The following is an 11,498-nucleotide window of genomic DNA, read 5'->3' as shown; positions in this document are numbered from 1 at the left end:
CCCGCAGACCCCCACGCCCTCCCCTGAAGGCTCGCGCCCGTCCCGTAACGCGCCCGTACGGCTGCGCGCGCTGGACGGTCTGCGGCTGCTCGCCGCCCTGATGGTCGCCGCGTACCACTACGGCGGCCGGGGCGGGGAGATCAGCCAGGCATGGGGCAGCTCCCCCCGCGAGCAGTTCCCCACCGCCTCCACCTACTTCGCGTACGGCTGCCTCGGCGTCCAGATCTTCTTCGTCATCAGCGGCTTCGTGATCTGCATGAGCGGCTGGGGCCGCCCCCTGCGCTCCTTCTTCGCCTCCCGCGTCTCCCGGCTCTACCCCGCCTACTGGGCCGCGATCCTCATCGTCACCGCCGTCTTCGCGCTCCCCTGGGTCGCGTTCAAGTCGGTCTCGCCCAGCGACACGCTGGTCAACCTCACGATGCTGCAGCAGCCCATCGGCGTGGACCGGGTGCTGGGCGTGTGCTGGACGCTCTGGGCGGAGCTGCGCTTCTACGCCCTCTTCGCGCTCTTCGTCGTCCTCCCCGGCGCGAACCGCCAGCGCGTCATCCTCTTCTGCGCCGTATGGACCCTGGGCGCCGCCCTCGCGGACGCCGCGAACCAGCCCTTCCTGGAGCTGGTCCTGATGCCGCAGTACGCCCCGTACTTCATCGGCGGCATGGGCCTCTACCTGATCCACCGCTACGGCCATGACGCCCTCGCCTGGGGCATCGTCGGCCTCAGCTTCCTCATCGGCCAGCACTACGCGGTGGCCGAGCTGTGGCACGCGCCGAATCCTTCCTTCTTCTCCTACCGCTCCACGCTCGGCATCGTCGCGATCGTCGCCTTCGGCTATCTGGCGGTCGCCCTGATCGCCCTGGGCAAGTTCCACTGGGCCAACTGGCGCTGGCTCACCCTCGCGGGCGCCCTCACCTACCCCTTCTACCTGGTCCATGAACACCTGGGCTGGGTGGTGGTCGAAGTGCTCCACCAGAAGCTGAACATCCCCTCGTACGGCACCTTCGCCCTGACGATCCTGCTGATGCTGTTCCTCGCCTGGCTGCTCTACCGCTTCGTGGAGCAACGCCTGACTCCTGTCATCAAGCGGTCACTGACGGCCGTTCGGGTGCGCTGACGGCCCGGCCCGCCCTAGGGTTTCGTCCCGTTCGTTCGGCGCGTCACCCGATGGGACCCAATCGGGCCAAGGAGGCAAAATAGATGAGGAACACGTTCCGTGCCCTGCTCGTGCCGGTGGCCCTCGCGGCCGCCACCGCACTGCCGGCCACCACGGCCCATGCGGCCGACGCGGCCGGGGGGTACGACCGGTGTCCTGACGGCTACTACTGCATGTTCTCGGGCCTCGACGGCACCGGCGACATGATCACGCTGAAGGGCAGCACACCGGACCTCGCGGCGCTCGGCATGAACGACCGTGCCAAGTCGGACTGGAACCGGACCTCTTCCACCATCTACCTGTGGTCCGACGCGAACTACACGGGCTGCACGGTCGTCACCTCCACCGGCCCGACCGGCAAGGGCAACTTCTTCCCCGACTACCGGGACTTCCTCAGCTCCGTCCAGTTCGCCGGCCCGGGCGGCCCCAGCTGCGGCACCCCACCCGGCGAAGACGGCTGACCATCGCCTTGACCCCGGCCCCGGCCCCGGCCCCGGCGGCCTGCGCGCCTGCGCCGTGCGCGCGGGCCGCCGGGCCGCCGGGCCGCCGGCCGCTTCACGGGGCTTGCGTGCGGTCGCGCACAATGATCTTGCCGGTGTTCTGACCGCGAAGCATGCCCAGGAACGCGTCCACGATGCACTCGAACCCGTCAACCACCGTCTCGTCCAGAGCGAGCCGGCCGCTCTGCAGATGCGGTACCGCGAACTCGTACAACTCCTCCTGCATTGCGCGGTAGTTGCTGACCAGGAAGCCCTCCATGCGGATGCTCTTCTCCACGATGTCCGCGTAGTCGAAGCGCGGCGGCGGCGCGCCGGGGGTGTTGTACTGGCTGATCGTGCCGATGCGCACGATGCGCCCGAACTCGCGCAGCGCTCCCACCGCCGCGGCCAGCTGCTCGCCGCCGACGTTGTCGACGAACACGTCGATGCCGTCGGGCGCGGCCTTGCCGAGCAGGTCGGCGGCGGGCCCGTCGTGGTAGTCGAAGACGGCGTCATAGCCGACCTCCCGCATGAGATGGTCGGCCTTCGCCGCCGAGCCCGCGCTGCCCACGAGCCGGCCCGCACCGAGCAGCCGGGCGAACCGCCCGGTCGCCGTGCCGACCCCGCCCGCCGCGGCCGACACGAACAGGTCCTCACCCTCCTGGAGCCGGGCGATCCTGGTCAGGCCCACATAGGCGGTCAGGCCAGTGCCGCCGAGGATGCTCAAGTACGCGGTCAGGGGCACCCCGTCGAAGCGGGGCAGCCGCCGGATCTCGTCGGGCGTGACAACCGCGTGCGTACGCCAGCCCTGCCGGTGGAACACGATCTCACCCTCGGCCAGCCGGGGCGTGCGCGAGGCGATGACCCGCCCGATGGTACGGCCCTCCAGCGGTACGTCGAGCGCGAAGCCGCCGGGCACGTCGTCCATCATCTCGCGGTGATAGGGGTCGACGGACCAGTAGAGGTTTTCCACCAGCGCACTGCCGCCCGCGGGGTCGGGAAGCGTGGACTCGACGAAGGCGAAGTGCTCGGCGGTGGGAAAGCCGTGCGGGCGGGCGGTCTGGTGCACGGTGAGCGCGGTCTCGTTCATGACCGGACCGTAGGGCGGGAATGCCCGTGGTGGGCAGCAGGTTGGGCTCATGCGGCACCCCGTTCCATGAGCAGTTCTCATACATTGAGGTGAGCGCCGCGTGGCCCGCACGACCGACTCCGATCTCGCCCCGCACGAACTGCGCGTGCTGGTCGCGGTCGCGGACGCCGGCAGCTTCTCGGCCGCGGCCGGAACACTCGGTCTGACCCAGTCCGCGGTCTCCCACTCGGTTCGCGGCAGCGAGCGCAAGATCGGCGCTGTGCTCTTCGAACGCGGTCGCGCCGGCGCCCGCCCCACCCCTGCCGGAGAGAAGGCCGTCGCACACGCCCGCCACATCCTGCGCCTGCTGGACGTCCTGACCGCTGAGGCGCGCGGTGCGGCCCGGTCCGAGGCGGCGGAGGGGCCGCTGCGGATCGCGGCCTTCCGCAGCGCGGCTCTCCACCTGCTGCCGCCCGTCCTCCAACGGCTGCGCGCCCGGCATCCCGGCATCGAGCCGCGGGTGCGGATCGTACGCGAGGTGGGGCGCGGCACCGCGGGCGAAGTGGCCGACGGGAAAGCCGACATAGCCATCGCCACGCTGGGCGCCTCTGTGCCGCTTCCACCGGGTCTGGTCGCACGCGGACTCTTCGAGGAGCCATATGCCCTGGTGCACGCGGCCGGACACACCGCCCCACGTTCGCTGCCGCTGGTCGACTGGGCCGAAAACTGTGGCTCGTACACCCGCGACTGGTGGGCCGCCCAGGACTGGATCCCGAAGGCGACCGTCGAAGCCGAGGACGACGGAGCGGTGCTCGCCCTGGTGAGCGGAGGCCACGGAATGGCGATCATGCCCGCGCTCTCCTTGGCCGGAGCACCGAACTCGGTCGACATCGCCGATCTCGGCCCCAAGCGCCCGACACGCCAGGTCGGCTACGTCACCACCTCCGAGCTGGCCGGATCCGCTGTCGTACGCGCCTTGGTGAGGGAACTGCGGGCCACGGTCCCCCACAGCGTGGGCGTTCTGAGCCGTTCTGAGCCGTGATGCTTGATCAGGTCGAGTGACTGACCCGGATGTGCATACGTCAGCGGTCACCGAACGGTCAGCACGATCTTCCCCGTAACTCGGCCGGACTCGCTCAACTCGTGTGCCTTGGCCACTTCTCGGAGCGGCAGGACTTCCTCGACAGCCACCCGCAGCGCACCCCGCTCCACCAGCGCGCCAATCTCGCGCAGATCGTCCCCCGAGGGGGTGAACCCGAACTCCACGTACCGTCGGCCCAGCTCCTGCGCCTTGGCCCGGATCGGGTCCCGGTCCGGACCGGTGCCCCTGATGTCGATCAGCACCCCGCCGGGGGCCAGCGCGTCCAGAGACCGCAGGCCGTACTCGCCGCCGATCGTGTCCAGCACCACGTCGACGCCCGCCGTGGCGGTCACGAAGTCGGTGGTGGTGTAGTCGATCAGCTCATCGGCGCCGAGCTCCTGGAGGAAGCCGTGCTTGGCCCGCCGGGCTGTGCCGATGACGTGTGCGCCGCGGTCCTTGGCGATCTGGACCGCCAGGTGCCCGATGCCGCCCGCCGCCGCGTGCACCAGAACCCGCTGCCCGGCCCGCACATCCGCGACCCGCACCAGTGGCTGCCAGGCCGTCAGCGCCGCGGTCGGCAGCGCCGCCGCGTGCACCAGGTCCAGGCCCGCGGGGACGGGCGCCAGCACCTCCTGCGACACCGTGACGTACTCGGCGTAGGCGCGCGGCGGCAGTACGGCGGCGAACACCGCGTCACCCGGCCGGAACCGAGTGACCCCCTCGCCCGCCGTCTCCACCACGCCGGACAGATCCAGCCCCAGCGTGAACGGCGGCTTCCCCATCCTGGGCAACAGCCCGGAACGCCCCTTCCAGTCGGCCGGGTTGACAGCCACAGCGTGGACACGCACCAGCACCTCGTCGGGCCCCGGCTCGGGCCGCTCCGTCTCGATGATCTCCAGGACGTCCGGACCACCGAAAACCCGCTGACTGACCGCCCGCATACGGCTGCTCATCTCATCGCCTTCCCTTGACAACCGAGCACGGTGGCCGATCCGGCCACGGGTTCCATCCTGGAGGAGGGCAGTACCCTTTGGATAGAAGGCACCCATGTGATACCCAGGTACCTCATGGATACCTACTCGGGTACAGACGCGACCGCACCCCTCACCTACCGCAGCGACTGCCCCTCACGAACCGTCATCGAGGTCATCGCCAACAAGTGGGCGCTGTACGTCCTGGCGGCCCTGCGGCGCTACGAGCGGCCGCTGCGGTTCAACGAGCTGCGGCGCGTTCTGGACGGCATCACCCAGAAGATGCTGACCCAGACCCTGCGCGCCCTGGAACGCGACGGCCTGGTCAGCCGCACCGTCTACCCGACCGTCCCGCCGCGCGTGGAATACGGCCTGACCTCCCTTGGCGTCCAGGTCGGCCAACTCACCGCCGCCATCGCCGACTGGTCACTGGAGCACACACGCGAAATCCTCGCCGCCCGCATCGCGTTCGACGAACGAGCAGCCACCGAACCGGCCCCTGTCCGCTAGCTCCGCCGTCAAAGATCCGCCTTCGCGAAGCAGACGCTGATGGATCACGGCGGCCATGCGCCGCCAATGGCAGGCGAAGGACAGGTGATCGAGCCCGCAGGGGGATGCCGGGGTCTGGCCGACGGGGGCATGGATGGAGTTCCCGGTTCCGAACAGTCACTCGAAGGAGCGAAGTTGGGGTTGTGACCTGTCTGTATTACCGAGAGTGAGGAAGAATGTAGGGGTGAGCCCGCCGGGGGAGGCGGGTGTTGAGCGCATCACTGGGGGGTGATCGCCATGGGGGACAACACTACGACCATCACTGAGACCGTCAGCCGTGCTCCGGCTCGCGTACCGGCCCTGGGCCCGGCCATGGTTCCGGCCAAGGTTCCGGCCAAGGTTCCGGCCAAGGTTCCGGAGACGCCGGACGAGTGGGCTGCCTATCTGGCCGACATGGCTCCGGGACCGCAAACGGCAGTCGTGCTACCGCTCCTGGACCCGGAGAAGCTGTCCCACACGGGCCGTATTGACGCGCTGAAGACCCTGGAGCGGCATGCGGCGTGGATCCAGGCACAGCAGGCCCACATCCTGGCTGCTCTGGACGCCGATACGCAGGCTGCGTTGCCGGAGGGCAAGTGGAACGAGAGCATCGAGGGCGAATGGAACTTCGCGTGTGAGGAAGTGGCCTGCGCGCTGAAGCTGTCGGGGACGACAGCCGCCAAACGGCTTCAGGTCGCCCGGGAGCTCGACAGCCACTACCCGACCACCCTGGGCATGCTGGAGCGCGGTGAGATCTGCTACATGCAGGCCGTTGCCGTCACCGAGGCCTGCGGCGTCCTCGACCCGCTGCTCGCCGCGCAGGTCGAAGCCACGATCGCCGAGAAGATGCCGGGCTTGGCCACCGGGCAGACCCGGCGCGCGCTGGCCCGGGAGATCGTACGGGCGGATCCGCGTGGGGCCGACGAGCGGCATCGCAAGCGGAAGCGCGAGCGACAGATGGTTCACTACGCGCAGGACGACGGCATGGCGATGTGGGGTGCGATCCTGCCCGCCGAGCAGGCCGCCCGGATGAACCAGGCAGTGGACGCGCATGCGGTCACGCTGCCGGATGAGGGCCGCACACTGGAGCAGAAGCGGGTGGACGCCCTGTTCGACCTGGTCGTCAACCGCACCACCACGAGCACCACCACGAGCACCACCAACGGCAGCGGCGCGAACCAGGCCCCGGGTGGGCGGTCGGCGGCCGTCGTGCAGGTCACCGTCCCGCTGGATGTGCTGATCGGGGAGAGCGAGGAGCCCGCCCAGCTCAAGGGGTACGGACCGATCACCGCGGGGCAGGCGCGGAAGATCGCGTTCGCTGAAGGGACGATCTGGCGGCGGCTGATCATCGAGCCGAAGACCGGGATGCTGGTCAAGACGGACCCGACGACGTACAAGCCGACGGCCGAAACGGAGCGGCATGTGATCGCCCGGGACGGCCGGTGCACCTTCCCCACCTGCCAGATGCCCGCCCACCGCTGCGACCTCGACCACATCCACCCCTTCAACCATGACGATCCGACGGCAGGAGGGCAGACCGTTCCGGGGAACCTGGGATCGTTGTGCCGACGCCACCATGTGATGAAGACCCACCATCCGGGATGGCGAGTCACCCGGGATGCCGACACCGGGATCGCTACGTGGACCGCGCCCACTGGCCACGTCTACACCAACTCACCTCATAACTACCTCGAATAACCCGAGCGGCGCCACGGGGCATGCGGCCGCTATCGAGAGGCGGCCGATGAGAGTTCTGGGATGGGAACGCCACCGGACCACAGTTCCTCCGCATGCTCCGCGAAGCGAGAGAACATCCCCGCGTCACCATGACGCCGCAGATGCATCAACGGCGAGTCGTGGCCGACGAGCCTGGCAAGGTGTGGCGTGACGAGTGCGTCGTCGTCGAAACGGAAGACTGATAGGGACACGTGGTTGACGGCATCGGCCGGAGCGGAAAAACGCGCTTCCAGCCCCTGCACCTCACCTGTCTTGGCGAGTTGCTCCAGGGTCATCTTGATGCGCGTGGAGACCGTCAGCGCCACGTCCTCGATCTCTTCGCGTTGTCGGGTTACCGGTCCCTCCGGATCGCCGAGCAAAAAGCGGACTCGGCAACCGCTCTCCGCCTTCCTCCGCAGCGTCTCGGGAAGAGCGGGCACCTGTGTCCAGAGGAAGTAGGACGTGAAGCCGGCGAAGAACAGGTCGTCGGTCGCCCCGGCGATCAGATCGGCCCAGACCGTCGAGGGACATGCGGACCGGTGGGCGTAGCTTTGGACGAGCTCCCGGTCGCCGCCGGTCTTCAGCCGGTCCCTCACAGCTTTCGGCCACAGCATCTCTGCGTCAACTCCCAACACCTCAGAGGCGTCTACCCGGTTCCTGGCGTGCGGGATGAGCTCTTCGTCCGCGACCCATCGTTCAACGGTCTTGCCAGAGAGCGGACTCGATAGCTGATCGTAAGGCCGTGTTCAAGGCTCCCTCTGGGGACGTTTGGGCGTTTTCAACGGTAGCGCCGATACGTCCCAACCGTCCTTGCTCTGGAAGGCAATACGTCTGCCATGGGGGATCAGGACTTGGTCGCAAAGACCCCCGCGACGGGCGAACGTCCGGGGGCATGGCCACCCGCTGCGAAGGAGCTGATCGCGTGCGTGACCTTATCCGGTATGCGCTCGAATGGGTGAGTGCAGTTTGCGCCTTACGGCCCGATGCGGGACCCGAGTGGATTCACGGCATGCTCGTGGGGGTGGCGCGGTGAGGGCAATGTCCGGCCTGCGGCTGCTGCCGTGGTCCGACCCGGACGGCAAGCCGTGCTATCTAGCCGTGCTATCTGGCAGCGGACGGCGGCAACAGCCCTCTGAGCCGCAGAGCGGACGAGATCGAGGAGCTACAGGTGTCGATGGGGATGGAACTCCTCAACCATGCCCGTGCGCTGCTTGGGGACCGCAAGGCGGACGCGCGGGAAATCCGGTTCCTGGCGGAGCAGCTGTGTGAGGCGCTGCGCGATGCGCTACGGGTGGCTGAGAGCAGGGGCGGGCGCCTGACCGCGCACAGTGAGGAATGCGCAGCCGATCCGGACGACCCGAATGAACCAGATGATAGCCAGGGCAAGGGTCTCACCCCTGCGAGCACCGAGGGGTCATCATGACCGGCTGGCAGGTCGGACCCATCCCCGGGCGGGGCCTGCACCGTACGCACGATGGAGAGCTCGCACTGCCGCTCCGGATCAGCAGCGGCGGACAGCACCGCGCCATCGCCGAACTGGAGCTGACGCCCGCCGAAGCGGAGCAGTTGCACGCCGCCCTGTACTACGCACTGGGCGACCAACCCCCACCCGCAGATGCGCCCGGGGCCCTTCCGCATCCCACTTCATGGACTTCTGCACGACGCAGCACGAGGACCGCTGAGACCACAGCCGTGCTGGGCACCACGTCACTGCGGAGACGACGATCGGGTCACGGGACGCCATGCGGCCGGCCAGGCGACGTCCCGGGCAACGACCCCCGACACACCGAGGCTGGCGCGGGCGCGTTCCACATAGCGACTCCGCGCATCGCGGAACTCCTGGTACGCCTCATCCCAGTTCTGTTCAACCTCTGTGGCGACACCCCGGGCCAGACACTCCAACCGCCACAGACAGTGGTCCAGCATCTTCGACGCGGTGTTTGCCTCCGTGTCACCAAGCAGCCCAAGGGTCTCCGACAGTGCGGAACGGCGAGACTCCAACTCCCCGATGTCCGCGAGCACTTCGGGGGTGGGTTCCAGCGGCATGGGCCCGGACACCAAACCGCGGGCGGCAGCCATCATCTGGTAACGAGCCGCCAGCTCTTTCACGGCGTGGGCGTACTCGGCATAGGCCGTCAAGCGGTGCTCGTCCCAGCGCACCGACTGCTGCCTGCGCCACCTCGTCCGCTCGTTCAAGCTGCTCACCAGGAACGACATGACAGCTCCCAGGGCGACGCCTACGAGCGGAAGTATCTGGTCGGTCAGACTCACCATGCACTCCCGATCAAGTAACACAGCAATGTACGCATTCCTTTCCACGGGAGCGGCATGCTTACGGCTTGTAGGCGAGGGCGGCGTGAATGCAGGAGTCGGCTTCGTCACCCGGCGGGGCGTCCGCGTCCGGCCGCCACTGGTTGGTGGCGACGATGCCGGGGTCAAGGATCTCCAGTCCGGCCCGTTCCAGGAATCCCGCGATGGTGGCCTTGTCGCGCGGCGTGACGGTCACGCCGCCCTCCGCGTACAGGGCGGTCAGGAGTTCCACGGTGCTCTGGTCGCCGTCATAGTCGTAAGTGCCCTGCGAGAAGACCACATAGCTGCCGGATGGCAGCGCTCCGACCAGCCGCTCGATGATGCCGGCCGGGGCGTCCTTGTCCTCGACGAACAGGAAGACCGAGGCCAGGAGCAGTCCGACGGGCTCGGCGAAGTCGATGGTCCGCCGTACGACCGGGGAGCGCAGGATCGACTCAGGGGCGCGCGCATCGGCCGTGAGGCATCCGACCCGGGCGTCCCCCTGCCACCTGGCCGACGCCTGCGCCATGACCGCCTCGTCCCGGTCGACGTAGACGACCCTGCAGGCCGGGTCGACGGCCTGCGCCGCCTCATGGACGTTCGGTGCGTGGTGCGGACCGGAGCCGATATCCAGGAACTGCCGGATGCCGTGCTGCTCGGCGACGGTACGCACCGCCCGCAGCGCAAAGAGACGCTGATTGCGGGCGATCAGCCCGACGTTGGGCACCTGCTGCTGTATCCGTTCGGCCAGTGTCAGCTCTCGGCCCGCATTGTCTTCCCTGTCTCCGTCGTCTTCCCTGTCCCCGTCGTCTTCCCTGTCTCCGTCGTCTTCCCTGTCTCCGTCGTCTTGGCCGTCGTCCAGGAAGTGCGCGTACAGCCGTGCCTCATGAGAAATGCCGCTCTCCAGTGGTCTCGCCCTCCTCGGCACCGCAGCGGAACCCGTAGCCGCACGGTCGGGGGCTTACACCGAGGAAACACGTCCCGCCCTGGAACTGTGGCTCGACATCAAGTTTTTCGGACTTCCGCAGAGAGTCGGCATAAAGCGAGACCCTAGCCCTCCCGGGCCGCGGAGGTGAGCGACATGTCCGCTTCGCGGTCGCCCGCCACCTGGCCGGCGATCGGCTCAAGCAGCGCCAGTTCCGCGGCGGTCAGCGTGATCCGGGTGGCCGCGGCGTTCTCGAGGAGGCGGCTGCGCTTACGGGTCCCGGGGATGGGGACGACGGTCAGGCCGTGGGCCTGGGCACGCTGCTGGACCCAGGCCAGGGCGATCTGGGCGGTGGTGGCGCCGTGGTCGGCTGCGATCTGGTGGAGGGGGGCCAGGAGGGCGGCGTTCGTCTTGGCGTTGTCGCCGGTGAGGCGCGGTTGGGACTGCCGGAAGTCGTCGCCGGAGAGGTCTTTGCCCGCGTCGGCGAAGGCGCCGGCCAGAAAGCCCCTGCCGAGCGGCGAGTACGGCACGAAGGCGACGCCGAGTTCGGCGGCCGCGCCCACCGCGCTGCGTTCGACGTCCCGGCTGAAGAGCGACCACTCGGACTGCAGGGCGGTGATCGGGTGCACGGCGTGCGCCTCGCGCAGTTCGGCGCCGGTGACCTCGCTCAGGCCGAGGTGCTTGACCTTGCCTTCCCGGACCAGGTCGGCCATGGCGCCGACGGACTCGGCGAACGGGACGGCGGGGTCGCGGCGGTGCATGTAGTAGAGGTCGATGACCTCGACGTTCAGGCGGCGCAGGCTCGCCTCGACGGCCTTTTTGACGTAGCCGGGATCGTTGCGGATGGCCCGGTAGCCCGGGTCGTCCGCGCGGCGCTCGACGCCGAACTTGGTGGCCAGAGTGATCTCGTCGCGGTGCGCGGCGACGAACGGCGCGAGGAATTCCTCGTTGGCACCGATGCCGTACAGATCGGCGGTGTCGATGAGGGTGACGCCCGCCTCGACGGTGGCCTCCAGGGTGTCGCGGGCGGCCGCGTCGTCCGTCTGTCCGTAGGCGTGACTGATGCCCATGGCGCCGAAGCCCTGGACACCGACGAGGGGGCCGCCGGTGCCCAGCTCGACCTTGCTGATCGGTTCGATGGCGTTGCTCATGCCGGTCACGCTAGGAGCTTCAAGTGCGCTTCAAGCAAGCCCACTTGAGGCAAGCAGGTGCACGTGAAGTGTCAGAGCCAGACCGGGGCGTCGGTGCCCCAGAGGGTGGGCGGATGGGCCCAGTCGCGGGGGGCGTCGG

The 11,498-nt window shown here is 68.8% G+C and carries 12 protein-coding genes; 6 read left to right on the top strand and 6 right to left on the bottom strand.

Annotated elements, in window-relative coordinates; all coding sequences use genetic code 11:
- Together CCN51_RS20100 and CCN51_RS20095 are read left to right on the top strand one after the other, a co-directional pair.
- A partial coding sequence (locus CCN51_RS20100; RefSeq protein WP_086859943.1) for an acyltransferase family protein occupies positions 1-1,111 on the top strand: 1,111 nt, incomplete at its 5' end.
- Between the two features lie 83 nt (positions 1,112-1,194).
- Complete coding sequence (locus tag CCN51_RS20095; RefSeq protein WP_014177256.1) at positions 1,195-1,611, top strand: peptidase inhibitor family I36 protein; 417 nt, start codon at positions 1,195-1,197, stop codon at positions 1,609-1,611.
- Between the two features lie 94 nt (positions 1,612-1,705).
- Here the strand turns inward: CCN51_RS20095 and CCN51_RS20090 are convergent, their stop codons facing one another.
- On the bottom strand, positions 1,706-2,719 hold the full coding sequence (locus tag CCN51_RS20090; protein ID WP_014177257.1) for an NADP-dependent oxidoreductase: 1,014 nt from the start codon (positions 2,717-2,719) through the stop codon (positions 1,706-1,708).
- Between the two features lie 100 nt (positions 2,720-2,819).
- Here CCN51_RS20090 and CCN51_RS20085 point away from each other — a divergent pair, with 100 nt between their 5' ends.
- Positions 2,820-3,740 (top strand): LysR family transcriptional regulator, encoded by a 921-nt coding sequence (locus CCN51_RS20085; RefSeq protein WP_014177258.1) that lies wholly within the window; start codon positions 2,820-2,822, stop codon positions 3,738-3,740.
- Between the two features lie 47 nt (positions 3,741-3,787).
- Here the strand turns inward: CCN51_RS20085 and CCN51_RS20080 are convergent, their stop codons facing one another.
- Positions 3,788-4,732, bottom strand: coding sequence for an NADP-dependent oxidoreductase (locus CCN51_RS20080; protein ID WP_043487046.1), 945 nt, complete (start codon positions 4,730-4,732; stop codon positions 3,788-3,790).
- Between the two features lie 114 nt (positions 4,733-4,846).
- Between CCN51_RS20080 and CCN51_RS20075 the strand changes: the two genes are divergently transcribed.
- Positions 4,847-5,260, top strand: coding sequence for a winged helix-turn-helix transcriptional regulator (locus CCN51_RS20075; protein ID WP_014177260.1), 414 nt, complete (start codon positions 4,847-4,849; stop codon positions 5,258-5,260).
- Between the two features lie 276 nt (positions 5,261-5,536).
- A complete protein-coding gene (locus tag CCN51_RS20070; RefSeq protein ID WP_245881653.1) occupies positions 5,537-6,976 on the top strand; it encodes an HNH endonuclease signature motif containing protein in 1,440 nt (479 codons plus the stop codon).
- A 29-nt stretch (positions 6,977-7,005) separates the two neighbouring features.
- Here CCN51_RS20070 and CCN51_RS20065 read toward each other — a convergent pair whose 3' ends face one another.
- Positions 7,006-7,608 (bottom strand): DNA-binding protein, encoded by a 603-nt coding sequence (locus CCN51_RS20065; protein WP_014177262.1) that lies wholly within the window; start codon positions 7,606-7,608, stop codon positions 7,006-7,008.
- Between the two features lie 566 nt (positions 7,609-8,174).
- On the opposite strand from CCN51_RS20065, the gene CCN51_RS59665 reads away from it, so the two are divergent.
- Complete coding sequence (locus CCN51_RS59665) at positions 8,175-8,417, top strand: hypothetical protein (RefSeq protein WP_319637657.1); 243 nt, start codon at positions 8,175-8,177, stop codon at positions 8,415-8,417.
- A 284-nt stretch (positions 8,418-8,701) separates the two neighbouring features.
- Here the strand turns inward: CCN51_RS59665 and CCN51_RS20050 are convergent, their stop codons facing one another.
- From CCN51_RS20050 to CCN51_RS20040, 3 genes are all read right to left on the bottom strand, one after another.
- The gene (locus CCN51_RS20050) at positions 8,702-9,211 is read right to left on the bottom strand and encodes a hypothetical protein (protein ID WP_238545390.1); all 510 of its coding nucleotides are present in this window, start codon (positions 9,209-9,211) and stop codon (positions 8,702-8,704) included.
- 115 nt (positions 9,212-9,326) lie between these two features.
- Complete coding sequence (locus CCN51_RS20045) at positions 9,327-10,211, bottom strand: SAM-dependent methyltransferase (RefSeq protein ID WP_086859941.1); 885 nt, start codon at positions 10,209-10,211, stop codon at positions 9,327-9,329.
- Between the two features lie 122 nt (positions 10,212-10,333).
- Positions 10,334-11,359: an aldo/keto reductase gene (locus tag CCN51_RS20040; protein ID WP_043490508.1), complete on the bottom strand. Its 1,026-nt coding sequence runs from the start codon at positions 11,357-11,359 to the stop codon at positions 10,334-10,336.
- Positions 11,360-11,498: the final 139 nt, after the last annotated feature.

The organism is Streptomyces milbemycinicus (assembly GCF_002154605.1).
GTDB lineage: Bacteria > Actinomycetota > Actinomycetes > Streptomycetales > Streptomycetaceae > Streptomyces > Streptomyces milbemycinicus.
The sequence above is the reverse complement of the archived record's forward strand: the minus strand, read 5'-3'. Positions and strand labels throughout refer to the sequence as shown.

What these genes read in the sequence shown, in the direction of transcription:
- CCN51_RS20095 (WP_014177256.1), top strand. Translation starts at nt 1,195, where the DNA reads ATGAGGAACACGTTCCGTGCCCTGCTCGTGCCGGTGGCCCTCGCGGCC.
- CCN51_RS20070 (WP_245881653.1), top strand. Translation starts at nt 5,537, where the DNA reads ATGGGGGACAACACTACGACCATCACTGAGACCGTCAGCCGTGCTCCG.
- CCN51_RS20075 (WP_014177260.1), top strand. Translation starts at nt 4,847, where the DNA reads ATGGATACCTACTCGGGTACAGACGCGACCGCACCCCTCACCTACCGC.
- CCN51_RS20065 (WP_014177262.1), bottom strand. Translation starts at nt 7,608, where the DNA reads ATGCTGTGGCCGAAAGCTGTGAGGGACCGGCTGAAGACCGGCGGCGAC.
- CCN51_RS20080 (WP_043487046.1), bottom strand. Translation starts at nt 4,732, where the DNA reads ATGAGCAGCCGTATGCGGGCGGTCAGTCAGCGGGTTTTCGGTGGTCCG.
- CCN51_RS20090 (WP_014177257.1), bottom strand. Translation starts at nt 2,719, where the DNA reads ATGAACGAGACCGCGCTCACCGTGCACCAGACCGCCCGCCCGCACGGC.
- CCN51_RS59665 (WP_319637657.1), top strand. Translation starts at nt 8,175, where the DNA reads ATGGAACTCCTCAACCATGCCCGTGCGCTGCTTGGGGACCGCAAGGCG.
- CCN51_RS20040 (WP_043490508.1), bottom strand. Translation starts at nt 11,359, where the DNA reads ATGAGCAACGCCATCGAACCGATCAGCAAGGTCGAGCTGGGCACCGGC.
- CCN51_RS20050 (WP_238545390.1), bottom strand. Translation starts at nt 9,211, where the DNA reads ATGTCGTTCCTGGTGAGCAGCTTGAACGAGCGGACGAGGTGGCGCAGG.